At 53.6% G+C, this 23104-nt stretch carries 20 protein-coding genes; 7 read left to right on the top strand and 13 right to left on the bottom strand.

The genetic code is table 11. The features are described from left to right. Positions 1 to 30 precede the first annotated feature (30 nt). From NB640_RS07600 to NB640_RS07620, 5 genes are read left to right on the top strand one after another with little or no spacing between them, the layout of a single operon-like run. A complete protein-coding gene (locus NB640_RS07600) occupies positions 31 to 2109 on the top strand; it encodes a M3 family metallopeptidase (RefSeq protein ID WP_269308141.1) in 2079 nt (692 codons plus the stop codon). After that, complete coding sequence (locus tag NB640_RS07605) at positions 2094 to 3032, top strand: ABC transporter permease (protein ID WP_269308142.1); 939 nt, start codon at positions 2094 to 2096, stop codon at positions 3030 to 3032. The genes NB640_RS07600 and NB640_RS07605 overlap by 16 nt, the downstream gene beginning before the upstream one ends. 3 nt (positions 3033 to 3035) lie before the next feature. Beyond that, entirely contained in the window at positions 3036 to 4151 is a 1116-nt protein-coding gene (locus NB640_RS07610) for an ABC transporter permease (RefSeq protein WP_269308143.1), read from the top strand. Continuing rightward, complete coding sequence (locus NB640_RS07615; RefSeq protein WP_269308144.1) at positions 4151 to 5860, top strand: ABC transporter ATP-binding protein; 1710 nt, start codon at positions 4151 to 4153, stop codon at positions 5858 to 5860. Before NB640_RS07610 ends, NB640_RS07615 begins: the two co-directional genes overlap by 1 nt. A 24-nt stretch (positions 5861 to 5884) precedes the next feature. Continuing rightward, on the top strand, positions 5885 to 6436 hold the full coding sequence (locus NB640_RS07620) for a YaeQ family protein (RefSeq protein ID WP_269308145.1): 552 nt from the start codon (positions 5885 to 5887) through the stop codon (positions 6434 to 6436). Positions 6437 to 6493: 57 nt separating this feature from the next. Here NB640_RS07620 and NB640_RS07625 read toward each other — a convergent pair whose 3' ends face one another. The 3 genes from NB640_RS07625 to yjgA all read right to left on the bottom strand — a co-directional run bounded on the left by NB640_RS07625 (position 6494) and on the right by yjgA (position 8412). Continuing rightward, on the bottom strand, positions 6494 to 7168 hold the full coding sequence (locus NB640_RS07625; RefSeq protein ID WP_269308146.1) for an alpha/beta hydrolase: 675 nt from the start codon (positions 7166 to 7168) through the stop codon (positions 6494 to 6496). A gap of 61 nt (positions 7169 to 7229) precedes the next feature. Continuing rightward, positions 7230 to 7841: a molybdopterin adenylyltransferase gene (mog, locus tag NB640_RS07630; protein ID WP_269308147.1), complete on the bottom strand. Its 612-nt coding sequence runs from the start codon at positions 7839 to 7841 to the stop codon at positions 7230 to 7232. Then, positions 7828 to 8412 carry a ribosome biogenesis factor YjgA gene (gene yjgA / locus NB640_RS07635; protein WP_269308148.1) on the bottom strand — a complete coding sequence of 195 codons (585 nt, stop codon included), beginning with the start codon at positions 8410 to 8412 and terminating at the stop codon, positions 7828 to 7830. Before yjgA ends, mog begins: the two co-directional genes overlap by 14 nt. Before the next feature lie 85 nt (positions 8413 to 8497). Between yjgA and pmbA the strand changes: the two genes are divergently transcribed. Further along, positions 8498 to 9850: a metalloprotease PmbA gene (pmbA, locus tag NB640_RS07640; protein ID WP_269308149.1), complete on the top strand. Its 1353-nt coding sequence runs from the start codon at positions 8498 to 8500 to the stop codon at positions 9848 to 9850. On the opposite strand, the gene NB640_RS07645 is transcribed toward pmbA, so the two are convergent. The 10 genes from NB640_RS07645 to bamE all read right to left on the bottom strand — a co-directional run bounded on the left by NB640_RS07645 (position 9847) and on the right by bamE (position 22475). Then, positions 9847 to 10551, bottom strand: a complete 705-nt coding sequence (locus tag NB640_RS07645) for an FG-GAP repeat protein (protein ID WP_269308150.1) — start codon at positions 10549 to 10551, stop codon at positions 9847 to 9849. The two genes, pmbA and NB640_RS07645, sit on opposite strands and share 4 nt — an antisense overlap. An 11-nt stretch (positions 10552 to 10562) precedes the next feature. Beyond that, entirely contained in the window at positions 10563 to 11366 is an 804-nt protein-coding gene (locus tag NB640_RS07650) for an aminotransferase class IV (protein WP_269308151.1), read from the bottom strand. A 13-nt stretch (positions 11367 to 11379) separates the two neighbouring features. Then, a complete protein-coding gene (pabB, locus tag NB640_RS07655; protein WP_269308152.1) occupies positions 11380 to 13491 on the bottom strand; it encodes an aminodeoxychorismate synthase in 2112 nt (703 codons plus the stop codon). Positions 13492 to 13507: 16 nt separating this feature from the next. Then, positions 13508 to 14734, bottom strand: a complete 1227-nt coding sequence (locus NB640_RS07660) for a THUMP domain-containing class I SAM-dependent RNA methyltransferase (RefSeq protein ID WP_269308153.1) — start codon at positions 14732 to 14734, stop codon at positions 13508 to 13510. 57 nt (positions 14735 to 14791) lie between these two features. Next, positions 14792 to 16057 carry a glutamate-5-semialdehyde dehydrogenase gene (locus NB640_RS07665; protein ID WP_269308154.1) on the bottom strand — a complete coding sequence of 422 codons (1266 nt, stop codon included), beginning with the start codon at positions 16055 to 16057 and terminating at the stop codon, positions 14792 to 14794. 55 nt (positions 16058 to 16112) lie between these two features. Then, a complete protein-coding gene (gene holA, locus NB640_RS07670; RefSeq protein WP_269308155.1) occupies positions 16113 to 17144 on the bottom strand; it encodes a DNA polymerase III subunit delta in 1032 nt (343 codons plus the stop codon). A gap of 25 nt (positions 17145 to 17169) precedes the next feature. Next, entirely contained in the window at positions 17170 to 17709 is a 540-nt protein-coding gene (locus NB640_RS07675; protein ID WP_269308156.1) for an LPS-assembly lipoprotein LptE, read from the bottom strand. A 25-nt stretch (positions 17710 to 17734) separates the two neighbouring features. Next, entirely contained in the window at positions 17735 to 20374 is a 2640-nt protein-coding gene (gene leuS, locus NB640_RS07680) for a leucine--tRNA ligase (protein WP_269308157.1), read from the bottom strand. A gap of 163 nt (positions 20375 to 20537) precedes the next feature. Further along, on the bottom strand, positions 20538 to 21350 hold the full coding sequence (dapB, locus tag NB640_RS07685) for a 4-hydroxy-tetrahydrodipicolinate reductase (RefSeq protein WP_269308158.1): 813 nt from the start codon (positions 21348 to 21350) through the stop codon (positions 20538 to 20540). 9 nt (positions 21351 to 21359) lie between these two features. Then, complete coding sequence (gene bamE / locus NB640_RS07690) at positions 21360 to 22475, bottom strand: outer membrane protein assembly factor BamE (RefSeq protein WP_269308159.1); 1116 nt, start codon at positions 22473 to 22475, stop codon at positions 21360 to 21362. A gap of 109 nt (positions 22476 to 22584) precedes the next feature. Here bamE and fur point away from each other — a divergent pair, with 109 nt between their 5' ends. Next, positions 22585 to 23037 (top strand): ferric iron uptake transcriptional regulator, encoded by a 453-nt coding sequence (gene fur / locus NB640_RS07695; protein WP_269310423.1) that lies wholly within the window; start codon positions 22585 to 22587, stop codon positions 23035 to 23037. Positions 23038 to 23104 lie beyond the last annotated feature (67 nt).

The raw sequence follows: 23104 nt of genomic DNA on the forward strand, positions 1-23104 counted from the left end.
GTTTGATATGCAACCCGAGAATTGGACCACATGATGAAAATAACATTTCCCGCTTCTTTCACGGCGCGTTTTTCTTTTATTGTTCTCCTGCTTTTGCCGGGACTTCTCCTGCCGCCGGCTCTGGCGGAAACACGGGCTACCGTTCCTGTGATGGGGGCAGAAGAGATCAACTCCTTTTGTACACAGGGCCTGGAAGACTGGAAACAGCGTGTGAGCCAGTTGGAGGAAATCAGGGCGTATACCCCACAGGGTTCCGTGCAGTTTGTTGAGGAATGGAATCGCCTGCTGATCGCCCTGGATGATGTGCATGGTCCGATTTATCTCTTAAGCCAGGTTTCACCCGATGAAACGGTCCGCAGCAGTGCGGAAGCCTGTGATACGCAGATACGGGCGTTTAATACCGATCTGTATCTGAACCAGAAGCTGTATGCCAATGTGCGGGTTTCGCGTTCGACGGACAATGTGGAAAGGAAACTGCGCAAGGACACGCTGAGTGATTTTGAGGATGCCGGGATCACCCTGATGCCCAAAAAACGCGAACGGATGCGCGAGATACGGGTCCGGCTGGATGCCATCCAGCAGGAGTTTTCCCGCAATATCCGTGACAATAAAACCCGCGTGGTTTTTACGCCAGAGCAGATGCGGGGTTTGCCGGAAGACTACCTGACAAAGCTGAAAACAGACGGGAGCGGAAACTATCTGCTCGATTTTTCCTACCCGGTCTATGTACCGTTCATGCGTTATGCCGATGACAGCGAGGCGCGCCGCCAGTACCAGTTTGAATTCCTGAACAGGGGAACGCCAAAAAACCTGGAGTTGCTGCAGGAAGCCATCATGCTGCGCCAGGAGATGGCGGAGCTGGCAGGTTTTCGCAGCTATGCCGACTACAAGCTGCGCCGTCGGATGGCAAAAAAACCGGGGCTTGTGGATACCTTCCTCGATCAGGTGCAGGAAGCCACCCGTGTGGCAGAAAGCAACGAGCTTGAAGATTTGCGTCAGTACAAGGCACGCTCACTGGGCATCTCCGCTTCTGAGGCAGCTATTGAGCGCTGGGATGTGACTTACTGGCAGGAAAAGATAAGAAAAGAGCGCTTTGATGTTGACCAGAATGATCTGCGCCGTTATTTCCCGACAGATGCTTCGGTGAAATGGGCGCTTGGCATATCGGAAACGTTGTACGGCATTACCTTCAGGAAGGCCAACGTGCCGCTCTGGCATGAGGATGTGGCGTATTTTGATGTGTATGACAAAGCGTCCAAAGAGCGGCTCGGCGGTATTTACCTGGACCTTTTTCCGCGTGAAGGAAAATACGGCCATGCAGCGGCCTTCCCCGTGAGAGGGGGCAGCACGCTGGAAGGGCGCAAACCCATTTCAGTTCTCGTGACCAACTTCAACCGGACCGGGCTCGACGGGAATGAACTGGAAACCCTGCTGCATGAATTCGGCCATGTGCTGCATGGGGTGCTTTCAAAAACCCGTTATGTTGAACAGTCCGGTACCAGCGTGGAGCGTGATTTTGTCGAAGCACCTTCGCAGATGTTTGAAGCCTGGGCCCATGAGAAACAGCCGCTGGCGCTCCTGCCGGATTATTGTTCACCTTCATGCCCGGTAGTGGATGATGATCTGTTAAAACGGATCAACCAGGCAAGAAAGTACGGCAAGGGAACTTTTTATGCCCGTCAGTTACTGTATGCCCGATATGACATGGCGCTTTATAACGAACATAAAAAAAATGTCATGACGCTGTGGGAGGCCATGGAAGGAAAGACGCCGCTGGGTTATACGAAGGGTACCCAGTTCCCGGGGCAGTTTAACCATACCATCAGCGGTTATGCCGCAGGGTATTATGGCTACCTGTGGTCCGAGGTGCTGGCGCTCGACATGTTGTCCCGGTTTGGCGACAACCTGATGAATCCGCAGATGGGCATGCGTTACAGAAAAGCGATTCTGGAGCGGGGGGGGAAGCTTATGCGGATGAACTGGTTCGTGCATTTTTGGGGCGTGCGCCTGACAGCAAGGCGTTTTACCAGGAAATCACCGGCAATGCGAGTGACAAAAGGTAACAGGATAACGGCTGACAGAAGAGCATACCCATGGCTGCTTACCTGATTCGCCGCTTGTGGCAAATGATCCCGACCATGCTCGGGGTGCTGCTTCTCGTCTTTATCCTCTTTAACTGGGTGGGAGGTGATCCTGCCTATATTCTTGCCGGCAAGATTTCCAATCCGGAGCAGATCGCCAATATCCGAAAACAGCTGGGAATTGATGAGCCTTATTATGTCCAGCTCTGGATATTCATCAAGCAGGTTCTCACCTTTGATTTCGGCAACAGCTGGAGCACGGGCGAGCCGGTTTCGCAGATTATCGTCACGCGCATGGGACCGTCGCTGACATTGCTTTTACCGCTGACGATACTGGAAACCACGATTGCCATTGGCCTGGCGCTGGCAGTTGCCTATGTCCGCGGGTCACTGACAGACCGCATGATCATGATGGTCTGCACGGTGGGCATGTCAATCAGTATTCTCGTCTACATCATTGTGTTTCAGTACTGGTTTGCCTACAAGCTCGGGCTTTTTCCCGTGCAGGGATGGGGCGACAGCCTGTCGCAGAATCTTTTTTACTATGCGCTTTTGCCCATCATCATCCTGCTGGCGGTGAGCCTGGCTCCCAACCTGCGGCTTTTCCGCACCTTCGTGTTAGATGAGATCGGGCAGGATTATGTCCGCACTGCACGGGCAAAGGGGCTGGGGGAGGGCCGCATCATGTGGGTGCATGTGCTTCGCAATGCAGCGATTCCGATTATTACCTATGTCATGTCCAATCTGCCCGCGCTCCTGATAGGTGCTTTTCTGGTCGAGCGTTTTTTCTCTATTCCGGGGATCGGGCGTGAAGTGATTCTGGCTGTGGAAAGAAGTGATTTCCCGGTCATCAAGGCGATTACGGTGCTGGTGGCTGCGGCTACCATGCTTTTCAATCTGCTGGCCGATCTGCTTTACCAGATGGTCGATTCCCGTGTGCGGTTGAGGTAAGCCATGACACGGACCGGCATCCCCATCTCTCCCGGCCTGTGGGCTATGGTCTTCAAGCGCCTGCGCTCGGATGTGGTTTCGATGGTGTCACTCGTTGTTGTCGGTTTTTTTATGGTGATGCTTGTCCTGTCGGCAATGGGGGTTATTGCATCGGACTGGGATGCGGAAGTTGGGGTTAATTATGCGCCTCCTACTTTTGTGGGTGCCGGTTCCGGTGTACAGATCCAGCCCGAACCCGTTCGGCCTGATGCCCGCCCTGAAAATCCGGTCGATCCCCTGCGCGATGTCATTCGCAAGCTGCGTGCCGAGATGGCTGAGCAGCCGCAAATGGCTGTGAAAAATGATTATGGCATTGCTGATCCGCTTGAAAAAGAGTTGGCAGAAATCCGTGCCGGGCTGAAAGATGCTGGTGCGGCACATGAGGATGGGCGAAAGGAAACTCTTCCCTTTGGCGCAGACAAGTGGGGCCATGACATTATCAAGAAAACGGTTAAAGGGGCAGAAACCTCCATTGTGGTTGGACTGGTTGCTGCCCTGCTTGCCACAGTGATCGGCACGGTGCTGGGCGCTTTTTCCGGTTATTTTGGCGGGAAAGTGGATGATTTTTTCAACTGGTTTTACAGCATCTTCACTTCCATTCCTTATTTGCTGCTTATTCTGGCGGTGGCCGCCGTGTTGCAGAAAAAAGGGGTGTTTACCATCATCCTGATTCTGGGGCTGACCGGCTGGACCGGTGTTTTCAGACTGGTGCGGGCGGAATACATCCGTCATAAGGAGCGGGAGTATGTCCTGGCGGCGGGTACTATCGGGGCATCGCACTGGCGGCGCATATTTTCGCATATTTTCCCGAATGTCAGTCATATTCCGCTGGTCCAGATGTCGATACTGGTGGTGGGTTTTATCAAATCGGAAGTGATCCTGAGCTTTCTGGGATTTGGGGTGCCGGTTGGTGTGGTTTCCTGGGGAAGCATGTTAAATGAGGCGCAAAATGAACTGATTTTAGGAAAATGGTGGCAACTGACGGCCGCCACGGTGGCGATGGCGCTTCTGGTCACGGCATTTTCACTCTTTACCGACGGGTTGCGTGATGCGCTGGACCCCCGTCTCAAGGAGGGCTGATGGAGGCAGACATGACACCGCTTCTTCAGGTCAGAAATCTCCAGGTCCGTTTCAGGGTCGACCGGCAGACAACGTTTGAGGCGGTAAAGCATATTTCATTTGATATCCCGCGCAACCAGACTGTTGCGCTCGTCGGGGAATCCGGCAGCGGCAAGTCGGTCAGCAGCCTGGCCATCATGGGGCTGTTGCCGCCGGAAATCACATTGATTAATGCGGATGCGGACATCATTTTTGATGACAGGGAACTGCAGAAGCTATCGATAAATGAACGCCGCAGGTTGTGCGGCAGTGATATTTCGATGATTTTCCAGGAACCCATGTCGTCACTGAATCCGGTTTTCACTGTCGGATTCCAGATTGCCGAGGTGCTTCGCATTCACAGGGGGATGGATGCAAAGGCTGCCAGGAAAAGAGCCATTGAACTGCTCGAGGAAGTCGGCATTCCCGATCCGGCCACGCGAGTGGATTCATATCCCCACCAGATGTCCGGCGGTCAGCAGCAGCGGGTGATGATCGCCATGGCGATTGCCTGTGAGCCGAAACTGCTCATTGCCGATGAGCCGACAACGGCACTGGATATGACCATCCAGAAACAGATCATTGACCTGATCCAGACCTTGCAGAAAACCCACCAGATGTCCGTGCTCTTTATTACGCATGACCTGCAACTGGTGTCGGAAATTGCCGACCAGGTGATTGTGATGCGGGATGGCGAGATTCAGGAGGCGGGGAGTGCCGAACAGGTTTTCCTGCATCCTGCCAATCCGTATACCATGGCGCTGCTGGAATGCCGTCCGCCGCTGGATTCCCGACCCTGGCGTTTGCCGGTGATTGAGGATATCCTGCATCCGGAAAGGGTTAGCGACGAGATGGCCCGGCAGCGTGTGCGGGGGTATGCGGAAAATGAGCCCGCGCTTTTGGAGGTCAGGCATCTGAAAAAGAGCTTTTTCAGCCGGGAGGGGCTTTTTGGCAAAAGGGAGTTCCAGGCGGTAAAAGATGTCTCTTTTTCCCTGCCCAAAGGGAAAACGCTGGGTGTGGTTGGCGAGTCCGGATCGGGAAAAACAACGGTGGGCCTGACGCTTTTGCGTCTGCACGAGCCGACAGGCGGACAGGCGTTTTTTGACGGCAAGGAGTTGTTTGCCATGTCCGAAAAGGAATTTCTTGCCTATAAAAGGCGTATCCAGATCGTGTTCCAGAATCCGTTTGCCTCCTTAAATCCGCGTTTCACGGTCGGGCAGATCCTGATGGAACCCATGCAGATTCATGGCGTTGGATCGGATGACAGGGAAAGAATGGCGCTGGCATTTCAATGGCTTGACCGGGTCGGTTTGCCGGAGTCCGCGTTTTACCGGTATCCGCATGAATTTTCGGGCGGGCAGCGCCAGCGCATTGCGATTGCACGCTGCCTGACACTGCAGCCGGAGGTGCTGGTGTGCGATGAATCGGTTTCCGCGCTGGATGTTTCGGTTCAGGCGCAGGTATTGAATCTGCTCCAGGGGCTGCAGGATGAGTTTGGCATCAGCTATCTTTTTATTTCACACGATCTTTCGGTCGTGAAATACATGGCGGACCAGGTCATGGTCATGCAGCATGGGGAAGTCGTGGAAATGGCGGATTCAGATGAAATATACCGGCATCCGAAGCATCCTTATACCCGGACACTGCTGGAGGCGATCCCCCGCGGGCTTCATTTTTCCCATGACGGGTGAGATTAATTCAGGAAACGGTAAAACATGGCACTGGCAGCAACCATTTTCAAGGCGGATGTCGATCTTTCCGATATTGACCGTCATTATTACCAGCATCACACGCTGACCCTGGCGCGTCATCCTTCCGAAACTTCCGAACGGATGATGGTGCGGTTGCTGGCTTTTTTGCAGCATGCCGATGAACAGCTGAAATTCACCAAAGGTCTTTCTGAAACAAGTGAACCGGATTTATGGCTGAAAGACCTGACAGGGCGCACCAGGGTCTGGATAGAGGTTGGCATGCCGGATGCGCGCCGCCTCACCCAGGCATCAGGACGGGCTGACCAGGTGGTTGTCTATGCTTATGGCCGCCAGGCACAGCTATGGTGGAAACAGACAGAAAAGGCGGTGGCAAGGCTGGCTAATCTGTCGGTTTATCTGTTGCCGACAGGATTTACTCAGGTGTTGGCGGAAATGGTTGAGCGCTCCATGCGGGTGGTCTGCTCTATCCAGGACGGTCAACTGTACCTGGCCAGTGGTGAGAAGACGGTTGATGTGGATATCCTGTCCTGTCGGGTCCGGCAGACGGCATCATGAAAAGCAAAGCCGCTGCCTCCGAAGATGGCAGCGGCTTTTTTTCTTTGAAAAGGTTCGTCAGGCCAGCAGGCGGCGCAGCCAGGCGCTGATGTCATTGAGTTCTTCCATCGATAGGGTATGCGTGATCGAGTACTCGTGCCACTCGACGTTGTAGTTGAGTTTCTGGAGCAGATCACGCGCGCTTTCAGCACGGCTGAAAGGAACGACTTCGTCGTGTGTTCCATGTCCCAGGAAGATCGGGGTGTCCTGGTTGGCAGGATTACGAGCCTCCGGGAATTGTTTGATTAACGGGATATAGCCGGACAGGCCGATGACTCCGCCCATTTTTTCCGGGCTGCACAAGGCGGTATGCAGCGCCATGGCACATCCCTGGGAAAACCCGGCCAGGATGATTTTCTCGGAAGGAACGCCACGTTCTTTTTCCTGGTTGATGAGTTGCGTGATCAGGCGCTGTGCTTCTTCAACGCCTTCGGCATCTTCCTTGTCAGAAGCGTCAAATCCGCCATAGATATCAAACCATGCACGCATTTCAAATCCCATGTTGACAGAAACCGCCCGTTCAGGGGCATGCGGGAAAATGAAACGGATGGGGGGACAGCCTGCAAGGTCAAAGTACTGGACCAGCGGGACAAAGCTGGAGCCATGGTCGCCCAGACCATGCATCCAGATAATGGAAATTTTGGGATCGCTGCCAGTATCAACCTCGTTGTAATCTAGTTTCAGTCTACTCATCGTTTTTCTCTTCGGTTATCGGTTTTTCAAATCCTTTTCACGGGAAAAGGGGAGTGTCGGCTCAGGTATTTTTTTGCCCGCCCGCATCAGGCCGCCAGGTTTTTGATACCGCCTCATGGGTTTCCATACGGGGTCCTCCAATAAGGTCAATGCAATAGGGTATGGCGGTAAAGATGCCCGGGGCGCGCAGTGTGCCATCCGGATCCCTTACCCCTTCCAGCGTTTGCCGTATGGCTTCAGGCCTGCCCGGCAGATTCAGGATCAGCGCGGCATGATCCGGATCTTCGCGAATGACTGCCACCTGCCTTGATAATACCGCAGTTGGCACAAAATGCAGACTGATCTGGCGCATTTGTTCGGCGAAGCCGGGCATTTCCTTTGTGCCGACAGCCAGTGTGGCTTGAGGCGTGACATCACGGCGGCCCGGCCCGGTTCCGCCTGTGGTCAGAATTAGTGAGCAGCGGTCTTCCTCGACCAGTTCTAGCAGTGTTTTTTCAATCTGCTCTTTTTCATCCGGGATGAGGCGTGTCTCAAACCAGTAAGGGGTACTGATGGCAGAAGAAAGCCACTCTGTCAGTGCGGGAATGCCTTTGTCGACATAGGTGCCGTCATAGGCACGGTCTGAAATCGACACCAGGCCGATTATGATGCTGCCGGATTTACTCATCTTCATGGTCCTCCATTGGCTCCGTGTTGCTGGTGCTGCCAGCCTGCAGTTGTTTGAGAATCTGGAAAATCTCCCGGTAAGCCTTGGGTGGCTTGCCTTCGGCGTGCTCCTTTCTTGCATTGCGTATGAGATTACGCAAATGTTGCGCATCGGTTTCGGGATGCTCGGCCATAAGCGCCGTCAGGGCAGTATCTTCTGCCAGCAGCTTTTCCCGTTGTCTTTCCATGGCATGCATGGCTGCGGTTTCGGCTTTGGACTGTCCCCGCCAGCTCTCAATAGCCTTGCTGATGGCGGCGATATCCGCCTCGTTTAGGCCGCGCATGATTTTTCCGATGAACTGGAGCTGCCGTCTTCTGCCCTCATGACTTTTTATTTTGCGGCATTCGTCGATCGCTGTTTTGAGATTTTCGGGAAGATCGATGCGTTTGACCCGGTCGACCGGTGCATCCACCAGTTGCTGTCCCAGCTTTTGTAGCGCTGTCATGTCACGCTTTTTCTGGGATTTGGACGGTCTGGTGTATTCTTCTTCGAATTCAGCTGACTGAAAGCCGGTCGAACCACGATTTGAGTTAGGCATAAGGTGTTCTGCGAAAGCGCACAAAATCATTTTGAATTGGCTGTTATCATAACAGCCTTGACCTGTCATGAAAAAGAGAATGATCATGAATGATTCCGTTTTCGTCCATACCCGGGACCAGTTGAAACAGATTGCAGAAGATGTGCTGCGTTATGCCAGAGAAAAAGGAGCTTCCTCCGCTGCTGTTGGTGTGAGTGACGGCAATGGTCTGTCTGTCAGTGTGCGCAAGGGGGATATCGAAACCATTGAGCGAAACCAGGATAAAGCGGTAGGTGTGACGGTTTATATCGGTAGACGCAGCGGTAACGCGACTTCCGCGGATTTTTCGGAAAGTGCGTTGCGGGCTACCGTAGAGGCAGCGTATAACATCGCCTCTTTTACGGCAGAAGATGAAAGCGCAGGTTTGCCGGATGAAGACATGATCGAGAAAAATCCGCCTGACCTGAAGTTGTATTATCCCTGGGGGATTACAACAGATGAAGCGGTAGAGATTGCTCAGCGTTGTGAAGCGGCAGCGTTTGATGTGGATAAACAGATTACCAATAGTGAAGGTGCGACGGTAACGGTCCAGCATTCCCATTTCATTACGGCCGATTCGCAGGGGTTCATGGGTGGATATCCTTACACCCGTCACGCGATTTCTGTTGCGCCCATTGCCGGGGAAGGTGCCGGGATGGAGCGGGATTACTGGTACACCACGTCGCGCAATCCGGACAAGCTGGATTCACCCGAATCCGTTGGGCGGTATGCGGCCGAGCGGACGCTGGCCCGACTGAATGCCCGCCAGATCGAGACGCAGCGCTGCCCGGTACTTTTTGAGGCGCCGCTTGCGATCGGGTTGATGAGCGCGTTTGTCAATGCGGTTTCAGGCGGTGCGCTGTATCGCAAGTCCAGCTTTCTGGTGGATTCACTGGGCAGGCAGGTTTTCCCGGAACATATCAGTCTTTTTGAGGATCCGCATATTATTGGCGCCACCGGCTCATCACCTTTTGATGATGAGGGTGTGAGAACAACAGCACGGTATGTTGTCAGCAACGGTATTGTCCAGGGTTATTTTCTTTCATCCTACTCGGCACGGCGTCTTGGCATGAAAACAACAGGCAATGCCGGCGGTGCGCATAATCTCTTTTTCACGTCATCACAGACAGGGAAAACGGATGATTTTGCCGCCATGCTGAAAAAGCTTGACAGGGGCCTGGTGGTGACCGACCTGATGGGGCAGGGCGTCAATTATGTCACGGGTGATTATTCGCGTGGTGCATCCGGCTTCTGGGTGGAAAACGGTGTTATTCAGTACCCGGTGCAGGAAATTACCATTGCCGGCAACCTGAAAGACATGTTTGCCCAGATCGTGGCAATTGGTGCTGATGTGATTAACCGCGGGGGGCGTGAGTCCGGTTCCATCCTGATTGAAAACATGATGGTAGCGGGGAACTAGGGTTTTTCCGCTGTTTCATCCGGATAGTATGCTGCCGTCGGGACACGTTTTGACTCAATGACCCATTGCCCGTTCACGAGGGTGCGGGCGGTGACTTCAATCATGTCACCGGAAGCGGTCATCGCTTCCTCGAATTCATAAACCTTGAGCAGGCCTTTGCCCGGCACGACTTCATATTCTGTGGCGAGATGCCAGCAGCAGCCCGACTTGCTGAACGTGACAAGCCGTTTTCGCTGGTGGTCGACATGAAACATCCCGAGATTGTCATGGGCCAGTGCGGTCAGTTCTTCGCTGGGCATGAATTTTTTCCGGGTGATGTTGTAGACGTACACATCGTAGGATGGCCCGCCGTATCCTGACTCGTTGCCGTTCCGGATGGCGATATCCTCATGGCCGTCAAAATTGAAATCGTCAAAAATCAGGACACTCTGTTCGCCATAAAGCTCAACGACACTGACCGACGGCTGACCATCGGCGGATGGAAAGAAAAAAAGATCATCGGAGTGAAAAGTCTGGAACAGTTTTCCGGTTTTTTTGCTGAACAGTTTGATTTCACCCGGTCCACCGCATTCATCTTTTTTGCAGATGACTGAAATTTCAGCCAGGTAATTTTCAGATACCCCTGGCAGCGTAAAGCGCGTTTGGGCAACCGCAGAACTGAAGAGAAAGGCAAAGAGAAGAAAACCACACAGGCGTTTCACGGACTGCTCCATCAGAGAGGATATTCAGAAGCGACAGGACGCAGAGCATGCTGATTGAGCGCCAGTTGCCAGTCATCACGATCAGTATGGGCGGGTGTGTGCCAGGGCGCAAGCGGCCAGTTGATCGCCCGGCGGATACCGTGCAGCGCATTCACCACCCATGTTTCGCAGCCATCCAGTTCCTGCCATTTCCTGAAGCGCCAGGCAAAAGGGATATGGCGCTTGATGGCGACTTCCCTGAGAAGGGTGGCGGTGATGGAGGGGAGGACGCGTTTTGATGGTAGTGTCTGACAAAGCGTGCCGTTTTCCCACCAGAGGATACTGCTGAAAAGCCCTTCAAGCAGATACTGCCCGGGTGTGCAGAGAATCCCTTCATCTGCCCCCATTGCCATGATTTGCTGTCTTTGTTTGTCCAGGAGTGAAATATCCGGTCCTTTGTGCCGGGGATGGCGCCGGCGGTCTCTTGTTTCGCCATGGGCAAGGCGTGCTTCACTTTGCAACTGAGGAGCAGGGCGAATGCGAATCTGGAGCAGGGGCGCCTTTTTCGGGCCAGCCATTTCAACACGGGGAAACCACAGGCCCCCTACGGGGATCTGTTGCATGGCGAGTTGCCAGAAACGGGCCAGTTCGCTGGTTTTCAGATCGGCAAAGAACAGGCAACTGTTAACAAAGCGTGCCGCATGCCGTTCCGGGGCGCGAGCCATGCCGTTATCCACCAGGAAGGAGTCTGCAACCAGCAGGCGATTTTCCGTGTCGGTTACCCGATGCAACTCCCCTTTGCGGGTATAACGGTAAGTGAGCGGAGTATTGTCCATATGATATGTTTTGTCAGCAGTCGCTGAAATCAGCATCAAAAAGGGTTAAAAACGCACGTGCCTTGACACGGGTTTCCTCGAATTCTTCCTCCGGGTCGGAAAGGGCTGTAATGGCACCCCCCACACCGAATGACAGCTTCCCGTCAGACATGACCAGTGTCCTGATGATAATGCTTAAGTCAACCGCGCCGCAAAGTGAAAAGTAGCCAAGCGCACCGGAATAAATTCCCCTTGGACCGGCCTCCAGACGGTCAATGATCTCCAGGGTCCGCTTTTTGGGCGCGCCGGTCATGGAGCCGCCGGGGAACGCCGCACGGACACACTGGCTGGCGGAAATGCCATCCTGTATCCGGGCGGAAATGGTGCTGACCATCTGGTGCACGGTCTGGTATGATTCGATATCAAAAAGGCGGGATACGGTTACAGATCCTGGCCGGGCAATCCGCCCCAGGTCATTTCTGACCAGATCGACAATCATCAGGTTTTCCGCTTTTTCTTTTTCGCTTGCTGCCAGATCATTCATGAGTTGCCTGTCGATGGCCGGATTTTCAGCACGGGGACGTGTTCCCTTGATGGGTTTGGATTCGATGACCCGGTCACGTGAGATGGAAAGGAAACGCTCGGGTGAACAGCTCAGCACGGCAATATCACCCAGCTGCAGGTAGGCTCCGTAGGGCACCGGATTGATTTGACGCAGCATGCGCCATGCTGTCCACGGATCAGCGCGACAGGATGCTTCGGCCATATTGGTCAGACAGATTTCATAGCTTTCTCCCTGTCTCAGTGCTTTTTGGCATTGTGCTATCAGATCAAGGTAGTCTGCTTTTTCATGACGCAGCTTCAGGGGCGTTTCCAGCGCCAGTTTGCGCGGCAGCGGGGCAGGCGCTGTCCAGGGCGTGTCCGTGGACATCAGTTTGCTGCGGGTTTGCTCCAGCCATGCCCGGGCATTTTCCCCGGAGGCGTTGTCGGATAGTGCCACCAGCCATATCCGGTTTTCTTCATGGTCAATTACTGCCGCCCGGTCACAGAAAAGCAGGCAGGCGTCAGGAAACGGGGAAACCGGGCCCTGGACTTTTTCGGTAAGGGATTTCATTTCATAACCGATATAGCCAACCCAGCCCAGTGCAAATTCAAAAGGGGTATCGGGCGTGCTGATATCGTATGCGTCAAGATCCTTTTCCAGCCAGTTGAAAAAATCGTCTTCGATCAGCTCATGTTTTTCTGTGGTCGTTACCGAGATGCATTGTTTTTGGACATCTGCGCTGGCGATGCGTCCAAGGGGGCCACCGGCATCGCATAAAATGGAGAAGCGGCCCGAGCCATATCCCCTGCGGCTGCTGTCAAGCCATACGGCATAGGCGCTTTGTCTGAAAATGGTATTGAAAAGCGTTTCGGCGTCAATGGTGGCTGGCAGTTGTTCATGCAGTACCGTGTAGTGTTTTTTTTGTTTTTCCTTTGGGAGAGTGAGTGTGTTTGCATGGGGAGAGGAGAAAAGATTCTCCGGCATGGGTGACGAAATATGCCCCTTTTTCTCTTTTTGCCTTGTGCGGGTTATTTCTGCGAAATTCGTAAAAAGGGTTTTCCCGTGTTCGGTGCAGATGGATTCGGGATGGAACTGGACGCCAAAGAGCGGTTTGCTTCGATGAGCAACCGCCATGACGAGCCCGTCTTCCGACCTGGCAAGCGGTTCCAGTGTTTCCGGCAGGTCATAGACTGCCAGCGAGTGGTAGCGAACGGCTGAAAACGGGGAGGGGATATTCCGGAAAAGGTCTTTCTGCTGATGGGTAATGGGGGAGATTCGCCCGTGCCGTGGCTCGGGGGCCAGATCAATTGTTGCCCCGTGAATCGCGCATATCCCCTGGTGCCCCAGACATATGCCCAGTACCGGAATGGCGGCGGACTCGATAATATCGCGGCAAAGGCCAAAGTCCGCTGCTTTTTCCGGTCGTCCCGGGCCAGGGGAAATCACGATATTGTCAAAGTAGCGAAGATAATCGTTTTGCCAGTTTTTTTCATCATTGCGGATCACGACTGGCGGCGTGCCATTGACGCAAGTGATGAGGTGGTGCAGGTTGTGCGTGAAAGAATCGTAATTATCAATAAGCAGTGTTTTTAACGGTTTCACGATACTACCAGTCTCATTATTCCGGTGAGGCGGTTTCCTGCGGGCTGTCCGGCTGAGAAGATTTGCGGCGGTTTGAACCGGAAATCATGTCAAAACGGAACAGGCGGCACTCAATGGCGCCATTGAAAAACGGGGTTTTTCTCGATTCTTTCAGGCGCAGCATTTTCGGCACATCCAGATCGGCGGTAAAAAGAAATACCTTCCAGCCGGGAAAGCGCTGTTTGAGAGTTGATCCCAGTGCACTGTAAAAAAGGGTTGCCATGTCATCAGCTTCTTTTGTCCGGTCTCCCCGTACGCCGATACGTTCTCCGTAGGGAGGATTGGTCAGGATAATGCCGGGGGTATCGCTTGGCGGCTGGACTTCCTGGGCCTCAATCTGTTTTAAGGGGATATCAACAGGCACGTTGGCTGTTGCCATATTGTGCCGGGCCATGGCAATCATGTCACCGGAAATATCACTGCCGAATAGGGTCGGTTCTGCCGGTAGTGGGCGTGGCTTTACCGCCTGTTTCATGGTTTCCCATTTTTTGGCATCAAAACCGGTGAACTTTTCAAAGGCAAAGCGCCGGTTTATCCCGGGAGGGATGCCGGCAAGTATCTGTGCGGCTTCTGCCAGGATGGTACCGGAACCACACATCGGGTCAAAGAGCACCATGCCCGGTTTCCAGCCGGCAGCACGTAAAAGCCCTGCAGCCAGATTTTCCCGCAGCGGCGCGTCGCCTTTCTTTGTCCGCCAGCCGCGTTTGAAAAGCGATTCCCCTGAGGTATCGAGATACAGCGTGACATGACTGGGATTGAGAAATGCCACAATATGGACATCCGGCGTTTTGGTGTCAATGGACGGGCGTTTCCCGAAACGGTTGCGGAAATGGTCAACGACCGCATCCTTTATTTTGAGCGTGGTAAAACTGATGCTTTTCAGCGGGGATTTGACAGCCGTTACGTCAATCCGGATCGTGCAGTCAACGTCAAACCAGTTTTCCCATTGCTGGGCGAGTGCCAGATTGTAGATGTCATCCTCATTGCGATAGGCCCCTTGCGCGATGCGAAGCAAAACGCGTGAGGCAATCCGGGAATGCAGGTTGATGAGCCAGCCATCTTCCAGCGTGCCTGAGCAATGAACGCCGCCCTGGGCCTGGGCATGAATGTTAAGAGACGTGCTTTTTTCAGCGATTTCAGCAAGCTCTTCTGCCAGAGGCGCTTCAAGCCCACGAGGGCAGGTGCAAAAATAAGAATAAGACATGGAGGACCTTTTTTCCGTGAAACCGGGATTTCACCCTGAAATCCCGGTAGGTAAGATTTACTTTCTGATTTCGCCGTGGCCTAAAACGACATATTTCTGTGAGGTGAGCCCATCAAGACCGACCGGGCCGCGGGCGTGCAGCTTGTCATTGGATATACCGATTTCGGCACCCAGGCCGTATTCAAAACCATCCGCAAAACGGGTGGAGGCATTGACCATGACAGATGCGGAATCCACTTCCCGCAAAAAGCGCTGGGCATGGCTGTAGTTCTCCGTGATGATGGCATCCGTATGCTGTGAAGACCAGGTATTGATATGGTCTATTGCCTGATCCAGTCCGTCGACAACCCGGATGGCAAGAACAGGCGCCAGGTATTCCGTCTGCCAGTCTTCTTCTGTTGCGGCGTTCAGCCAGGGATAGCCGGCCAGAATTTTCATGGCGGTTTCATCGCAGCGCAATTCCACTTTTTCCGCTTCGTACAGCGTTGCCAGCGCCGGCAGGATTTCCGGGGCGACATGGCGTGAAACAAGGAGTGTTTCCATGGTATTGCAGGTGCCGTATCGCTGGCATTTTGCATTGAATGAAACGGCGAGTGCTTTTTCCCTGTCGGCGCTGTCATCAATGTAAACATGGCAGATGCCGTCCAGATGCTTGATCATGGGGACACGGGAATCGCGCATCAGGCGTTCAATCAGGCCTTTTCCGCCGCGCGGGACAATGACATCCACGTAGTCGGGCATGGTGATGAGTTCACCCACGGCTGCACGGTCCGTTGTTTTTACAACCTGTACCGCGGTTTCAGGCAATCCGGCACTGGCAAGTCCTTCCTGTACCAATGCGGCTAAAGCCTGGTTGCAGTGGATGGCTTCGGAGCCGCCGCGCAGGATGGTGGCATTGCCGCTCTTGATGCACAGCCCCGCCGCATCCACAGTCACGTTGGGACGCGCCTCGTAAATGATGCCGATGACGCCAAGCGGCACACGCATCTGGCCGACCTGGATACCGCTTGGCCGGTATTTGAGATTGGTGACTTCACCCACCGGATCAGGCAGTGCCGCAATCTGCTCAAGCCCTTCTGCCATGGTGGCAATGCCAGATGGTGTTAACGTCAACCGGTCCAGCAGGGCGGCTTCCAGCCCGTTTGCACGGGCGGCGGCAAGGTCCTTTTCGTTGGCTTGCAGCAGGTTTTCCGCGTCACGGCGGATAGCAGCCGCTATGGCGGCAAGGGCCTGGTTTTTGACAGCGGTATTGGCTTTTGCCATGACACGGGATGCCTTGCGTGCTTCCTGGCCAATACGGCTCATGTATTCCTTGATATTCATATTCCGGGTTGGCTTGTTTGCCTGATAAAGCAATTAAAGGGGAATTGTACGCGTTTTAGGCGGATTTTGCGCCACTTCGCGTAACAGCAAGGCCAAGCTGGAGCAGGACATCCCAGGCATCATCCAACAGGGTGTCTACCCGCAGTCCCTTGACGATCTTGTCTACCTGGGCGGCCTGTTGCAGTGCCTGTAAGAGCGTGTCGGTATTCAGACGGCGCAAGGCGGCGGTAATCAGTTTTTCGCGAGGGCCCCATATTCTCAGGCTTTTCATCAGGCTGCCGGCAGCCTGCCCCTGGGCAATACCGGTCTGGAGCCTTAACAGGGTGCGGATTTCTTCTGTTATGGTCCACAGCACCAGCGGAAGCGGTTCGCCTTCTCCCTTGAGGCCTTCCATCATGCGGACAAAGCGGGAGGTGTTGCCGGTCAGCATGGCTTCATTGAGCTTGAACACGTCATAACGTGCCACATTGAGAACGGCTTCCTTGATCTGCTCAAAATCCAGTTTGCCTTCCGGGTACAACAGCCCGAGCTTGCGTATTTCCTGGTGCGCGGCCAGCAGGTTGCCCTCCACCCGGTTGACCAGAAAATCAATGCTTGCTGTATCGGCATGCTGGTTTTGTGATTTCAGGCGGGAAGCAATCCAGCCGCCCAGCTGGGCGCGCTCCACTATGGGGATGTCGATGTGCACAGCGGCTTTTTGCAAGGCGCTTACCCAGGCGGATTTCCGGGTGGACCAGTCCAGTTTTGGCAGGGTAATCAGGGTGACATTATCCGGGTGCAGTTCGGCCGCATACTGCTGCAGTGACTGGCTGCCTTCTTTTCCCGGACGGCCCGTCGGAATGCGCAGTTCAATCAGCTTTTTGTCACCAAAAAGCGACATGGCACTGTTTGCCGCCTGAAGTTCACCCCATTTGAAACCGCGCTCAACCGTAAGGATCTCCCGTTCCGTACATCCCTGCTTTCTGGCGGTTTCCCGGATTTTATCTGCGGCTTCCAGCAGCAACAGGTGCTCGTCACTGGCGATCACATAAAGGGGGGCCAGTGTTTTTTCAAGGTGGGCGTCAAGTGCTTCCGGGCGTAATTGCATATTTCCTGATCAAAATAAGGTCATGTTACAGGTCAGGCTCGGTATCGTCTGTGAGGTCGGGAACCTCAATGTTGGCCAGGCGCCGGATAAGCTGGAGCATCACGTCATTTTCCATATCTTCGTACAGCATTTCTTCTTCTTTATCCTTGGCATAAGCCTGTGATTCGCTGTAGGTCAGGGTACGCCTCAGGCGGATTTCCACCGGATCGAGCAGGATATGGTTTTCCTTGTCCTTTACCTGAAAGCGGAAAGTATAGAAAAGCGCATACTCACGCACACGGCCTGCCGTACTCAGGGAGAGGGTTTCCCTATCTCTGCTTCGCTCCAGGATTTCCAGCGAGGCATCAGCCAGTTTCCGGTCCTTGATGACTTTGGTGCCGGTGCTTTCGATCTGGCGTTTTAGTGTGGCGCCGAAATATTCAGTATTCGGCACATTAATATACAGTGTTTCAAATGGCAGCCTGAAATCGCCGCCCGTTCCGCGCAGGGCAAAGCCGCAGGCAGAAAGCATAAGCGTGGCGATCAATGCAATCAGTGCCGAGCAAGAAAGTGAATGGCGTTTCATTTTCCGGTTTGTTCCCATAAAAAGGTTATACAACAATATTGACCAATCTGCCAGGAACGACAATTACCTTTTTCGGGGAGCCGGTGATGAATTTTGCCACGCTTTCGCTGGCCAGTGCTGTTGCCTCAATGGTTGCCTTGTCTGCATCCTTGGCAATACGCATATTGCCGCGCAGCTTGCCGTTGACCTGGATGACCATGTCAATTTCATCCTGTTCCAGTGCTGCCGTATCGACCTGCGGCCATGGCGCATCGAGAATTTCTCCCCGGGTTTTCACGTATCCCAGATCCTGCCACAGGATGCAGGTGATATGGGGCACGATCGGGTACAGTACCCGCAGGAAAATGGAAAAACATTCCCGGACAACGGCATGGGATGCGCCGGAATCATCCAGTTTCGCACCCTCAAGGGTATTTAACATGATCATGCTGGCGGAAACAACGGTGTTGTATTGTATGCGCGCATAATCATGATTGGCCTGCTGCAGGACCTGGTGAATCCGGAAACGGATATTTTTGTGTGTGTCCGGCAAATCAGCCGGTATCTCGTCTGAGCCGCCAGCAATCGCCTGGGCATTGGCATAGGCATAAGTCCAGACGCGGCGCAGGAAGCGCTGGGCACCTTCCACACCGGTGCCGGACCATTCCAGTGTCTGCTCGGGCGGTGAGGCAAACATGGTGAAAAGACGAGCCGTGTCTGCGCCATACTGTTCAATCTGTGCCTGCGGATCAATACCGTTGTTTTTGGATTTTGACATTTTTTCGGTGCCGCCGATCATCACGGGGGCATTGTCGCTTTTCAGTTTTGCGGAAAGCGGACGGCCTTTGTCATCGAGAAGCAGTTCCACGTCTTCCGGGTTGAACCAGATTCTGCGGCCGGATGCCTCTTCCCTGTAGTAGGTTTCATTGAGCACCATGCCCTGTGTCAGCAGCTTGACAAAGGGTTCATCAAATGTGACGAGGCCAAAGTCACGCATGACCTTGGTCCAGAAACGGGCATACAGCAAATGCATGACCGCATGTTCAATGCCGCCGATATACTGGTCCATGGGCATCCAGTGGTCGACCCTTTCATCGAGCATGGCCGTCTTGTTGTCCGGGCAGCAGTAACGCATGAAGTACCAGCAGGAATCGACAAAGGTATCCATGGTGTCGGTTTCACGGCGGGCATCCTTGCTGCAAACCGGGCAGGATACCTTCAGGAAGGATTCATCGCGGTTTAACGGGTTGCCCGATCCATCAGGCACCAGCCCTTCCGGCAGGATGACCGGCAGATCTTTTTCAGGGACAGGGACGGCACCACAATCCGGGCAATGGATGATCGGGATGGGCGTTCCCCAGTACCGTTGACGTGAAATGCCCCAGTCACGCAGACGCCAGGTCACGGTTTTTTCACCAAGCCCCATTTCAGCGAGGGTGTTTGCAATCGCATCCACGGCTTCCTGATGATGCAGTCCATCATACCGCCCGGAATTGATGCAGACGCCATTGTCCTTGTCGGCATACCAGTCATGCCAGGTGAGCTCGGAAAAGACCTTGCCTTCAACCGCAATGACCTGGCGGATGGGCAGGCTGTATTTATGGGCGAATTCAAAGTCGCGTTCATCATGCGCCGGAACCGCCATGACAGCGCCGTCACCGTAGCTCATCAGCACATAATTGCCCACCCAGACTTCAACCAGTTGACCGGTAAGCGGGTGTTTGACAAAAAGGCCGGTGGGCATCCCTTTCTTTTCCATGGTGGCGAGATCAGCCTCAATGACGCTGCCGCGTTTGCATTCCTCGATGAATTCAGCCAGTTCGGCATTGTTTTTTGCTGCAAAAGTGGCCAGTTCATGTTCGGGCGCCACCGTGCAGAAGGTGACGCCTTTGATGGTGTCTGCCCGTGTGGTAAATACCCACAGTTTGCCGTCACCAATCAGCGTGCCATTTTCGTCAGTGATTTCATGCGGAAAGGCAAAACGCACGCCAATGGACTTGCCGATCCAGTTGGCCTGCATAATCCTGACGCGCTCAGGCCATCCAGGCAGCTTGTTTTCGACATAGTCCAGCAGCTCTTCCGCATAGTCGGTAATGCGGGCGTAGTACATCGGGATTTCGCGTTTTTCAATCAGTGCGCCGGAGCGCCAGCCACGTCCGTCAACTACCTGCTCATTGGCGAGAACAGTCTGGTCAGCGGGGTCCCAGTTCACTGTACCGGTTCGCTGGTAGATAATGCCTTTTTCCAGCATCTTGAGAAATATCCACTGGTTCCACTTGTAGTAATCCGGATCACAGGCGGTGATTTCGCGTGACCAGTCGATACCGAAGCCCATGGATTCCAGCTGTTCTTTCATGTAGGCGATATTGGCGTAGGTCCATTGCGCGGGCGGCACCCCGTTTTCCATGGCGGCATTTTCCGCCGGCATGCCGAAAGCATCCCAGCCCATGGGCTGCAGGACGTTATAGCCATTCATGCGCAGGTAGCGGTACATGACGTCATTGATTGTGTAATTGCGCACATGCCCCATGTGAAGGCGCCCTGAAGGGTACGGCAGCATGGAACAGGCATAGAATTTCCCTTTGGGGTAGCGGGGATCGTTTTCGATGGCCTTGTAGGCGTCCGTTGCCTTCCAGTGAGCCTGGGCGGCTTTTTCGATATCGGATGGACTGTATTTGTCTTGCATGGATAAAAAGAGAAAAATTGGTTTAAAACACCACATCACGATGATGTGCCCTGGCAGTTGAAACCGCCTGTGTCATACTCGAGCCGGCCTGAATCTTTTTCAAGTTAAAACGGCAGCCTTTGTGAGTGGCTGCCGCATTCGGGTGAAAAGACAGGCCGGATCGTTACTTGTCTTTTAGGCCTAGCACATCCTGCATGTCATAAAGGCCGTTTGCCTTGTCAGCCAGAAAACGGGTTGCCCTCAGGCTTCCCAGCGCATAAGAAACGCGGCTGGCCGATTTATGGGTGATCTCGACGCGCTCGCCAATACCGGCAAAAAGCACCGTGTGGTCACCAATGATATCCCCGCCCCTGACAGTGGCAAAACCGATGGAGGAAGGATCGCGTTCTCCGGTGATGCCTTCCCGGGTAAAGGTGCCGCACGCCTTTAAGTCACGGCCCAGCGCATCTGCAATAACTTCACCCATCTTGAGGGCAGTGCCGGAAGGCGCATCAATTTTATGACGGTGGTGTGCCTCGATAATTTCAATATCATACCCTTGGGAAAAATGCTTTGCGGCCAGTTCCAGGAGTTTCATGGTGACATTGACCCCTACACTCATATTGGGCGCAAACAGAATGGCAATCTTTTTGGCGGCTTCTGCAATTCTCGCTTTGCCGGCATCATCAAACCCGGTTGTGCCGATAACCATTTTAATGCCGTGTTTTTCACAATATGCCAAGTGATCCAGTGTGCCTTCCGGACGGGTAAAATCAATCAGGTATTCGGCATCTTTCAGGCTTTTTGCAAGATCCGATTCAATCGGCACACCGGTTTGCCTGCCAAGGAAAAGGCCGGCGTCATTGCCGATACTGGCAGAACCTGCCACATCAAGTGCGCCAACCAGGCGAGTATCTTCGGCATCCAGAACCGTTTCAATCAGCATGCGCCCCATACGGCCGCTGGCGCCTGCAATGGCAATTTTCATTGGATTCATGTCTTTCTGTTATTGTGGCTGCATCAGTTCATGAAGCTGCATGGTTGAATTAGGTGCTGCCCTGAAATCATCTTCCGGCTCATCCGAGACAGCTTGCGTGGTTGTTGCCGCTTTTCTCGGCGTTTCCTGTCTCACCGGTTCCGGCGTGTGCGTGCGTACCGGTTCGACTTTTGTTGCTGCCGGTACCGTCGTTTCCGTTGACACCGCTTCTCTTTCATGGGAACGGGTTTCTGCTGGCGCGGGCCGGTAAGTTTCTCTTTCCACCGGTGTCGTTTCCACGGGTTCTATACGGGATGGCGCGGTTTCAGGCGTGCTTGTCACCGCTGGGGCAGAACGGTAGGTTTCGCCCGGGGTGGTGATGACGGTTTCTGTTGTTGATGGCGCCGTTTCTTGCGTATCGGTCACGGCAGGAACCGGACGATCCGTTTCCGGTGAGGTGGATGAATGTTCCACGGCTTCCGTTGTGGCTTCGGACGTATCGGTTACAGAAGGTGTCTCATCTGATACAGGCGTGTCTGTTTGCCTGGACTCTTGGGGTTTGTCTGTATCAGCAGCGGCTTTCTTCTCGCTGTCTTTCACTTTCTTTTTCGGCGCCGGTCCGGCAATGGTTTCAAGATACTGGGTTTCTTCCGGCAGCGGGTCATTGACAATGCGTGCGACGCGATTGTCCTCAAAATAAATGATGACGCGGTTATTGGTTATCTGGCCATTGGGTTTTTGCAGCCGGAAAAGATAGTCCCAGCGGGCAGAGTGAAAAAGGTCTGTCAGAAGCGGTGTCCCCAGTGCAAAACGAACCTGCTCTTTTGTCATGCCCGGCTGGATACGTGCCAGCATTTCCTGTGAGACGAAGTTGCCCTGCTGGATATTGATACGGTAAGGCGTGATGATGTTCAGGAGTTTCTGCACACCGGTTGCTTCGGCTGAATTCAGCGCCGGATTACGGGAAAGCTCATCTGAAGCAGTCTGCCTGGATTCATCGGATGAAACAGGCACTGCATTATTGACAGTTTTTTGAACAGGCTCTCCAAGGAAGGTTTTTTTTGTCGTGACACCACAGCCGGCAAGTAAAATGACCATCATAATGAGGGTCGGCCAGTGCCATTTTGAAGACAATGTTGTGTGCATTGTGCGATTTATTCCTTGTTGCAATTCATTGAGCTGGACAAACAAACACTATATGATAAAGCAGATGGGAAAAATAGGAAGAATTTTATGCTTTTAAGTGAATTTCATGATGAGTAAAAATCCTGTAGACAACAATAATCCGGCTGAACTCAAGGCAAGCGGACTCAAGGCCACCCAGCCCCGACTGAAGATTCTGGAAATTTTTCAGCAGAATCCGGTACGACACCTGAGTGCTGAAGATGTCTATCGTCTTCTCATTACTGACAACCTGGAAATCGGCCTGGCTACGGTCTATCGGGTGTTGGCTCAGTTTGAGCAGGCCGGGTTGTTAACCCGTAATTTCTTTGAAACCGGCAAGGCAGTGTATGAACTCAATGAGGGAACCCATCATGATCATATCGTTTGCTTAAACTGTGGCCGGGTGGAGGAGTTTCATGATGACCAGATAGAAAAGCGCCAGCATGCGGTTGCGAGAAAATATGGTTTTGAAATGGTGGATCACACGCTGGCACTCTATGGCTACTGTATTCCGGACTGCAAAAGGTCGAAAGAGCCGGCATGACAGGAAACCGTCTTTATGGTGTGGGCGCTTTTTTGGCCAATTGCATTGGCCTGTGCACATCATGGGA

The organism is Oxalobacter vibrioformis (assembly GCF_027118995.1).
Taxonomy (GTDB): Bacteria; Pseudomonadota; Gammaproteobacteria; order Burkholderiales; family Burkholderiaceae_D; genus Oxalobacter; species Oxalobacter vibrioformis.

Bases quoted from the DNA above. Each gene is read 5' to 3' on its own strand.
- NB640_RS07600 (WP_269308141.1), top strand. From the start codon at position 31: ATGATGAAAATAACATTTCCCGCTTCTTTCACGGCGCGTTTTTCTTTT.
- NB640_RS07605 (WP_269308142.1), top strand. From the start codon at position 2,094: ATGGCTGCTTACCTGATTCGCCGCTTGTGGCAAATGATCCCGACCATG.
- NB640_RS07610 (WP_269308143.1), top strand. From the start codon at position 3,036: ATGACACGGACCGGCATCCCCATCTCTCCCGGCCTGTGGGCTATGGTC.
- NB640_RS07615 (WP_269308144.1), top strand. From the start codon at position 4,151: ATGGAGGCAGACATGACACCGCTTCTTCAGGTCAGAAATCTCCAGGTC.
- NB640_RS07620 (WP_269308145.1), top strand. From the start codon at position 5,885: ATGGCACTGGCAGCAACCATTTTCAAGGCGGATGTCGATCTTTCCGAT.
- NB640_RS07625 (WP_269308146.1), bottom strand. From the start codon at position 7,168: ATGAGTAGACTGAAACTAGATTACAACGAGGTTGATACTGGCAGCGAT.
- mog (WP_269308147.1), bottom strand. From the start codon at position 7,841: ATGAAGATGAGTAAATCCGGCAGCATCATAATCGGCCTGGTGTCGATT.
- yjgA (WP_269308148.1), bottom strand. From the start codon at position 8,412: ATGCCTAACTCAAATCGTGGTTCGACCGGCTTTCAGTCAGCTGAATTC.
- pmbA (WP_269308149.1), top strand. From the start codon at position 8,498: ATGAATGATTCCGTTTTCGTCCATACCCGGGACCAGTTGAAACAGATT.
- NB640_RS07650 (WP_269308151.1), bottom strand. From the start codon at position 11,366: ATGGACAATACTCCGCTCACTTACCGTTATACCCGCAAAGGGGAGTTG.
- NB640_RS07660 (WP_269308153.1), bottom strand. From the start codon at position 14,734: ATGTCTTATTCTTATTTTTGCACCTGCCCTCGTGGGCTTGAAGCGCCT.
- NB640_RS07665 (WP_269308154.1), bottom strand. From the start codon at position 16,057: ATGAATATCAAGGAATACATGAGCCGTATTGGCCAGGAAGCACGCAAG.
- holA (WP_269308155.1), bottom strand. From the start codon at position 17,144: ATGCAATTACGCCCGGAAGCACTTGACGCCCACCTTGAAAAAACACTG.
- NB640_RS07675 (WP_269308156.1), bottom strand. From the start codon at position 17,709: ATGAAACGCCATTCACTTTCTTGCTCGGCACTGATTGCATTGATCGCC.
- leuS (WP_269308157.1), bottom strand. From the start codon at position 20,374: ATGCAAGACAAATACAGTCCATCCGATATCGAAAAAGCCGCCCAGGCT.
- dapB (WP_269308158.1), bottom strand. From the start codon at position 21,350: ATGAATCCAATGAAAATTGCCATTGCAGGCGCCAGCGGCCGTATGGGG.
- bamE (WP_269308159.1), bottom strand. From the start codon at position 22,475: ATGCACACAACATTGTCTTCAAAATGGCACTGGCCGACCCTCATTATG.
- fur (WP_269310423.1), top strand. From the start codon at position 22,585: ATGAGTAAAAATCCTGTAGACAACAATAATCCGGCTGAACTCAAGGCA.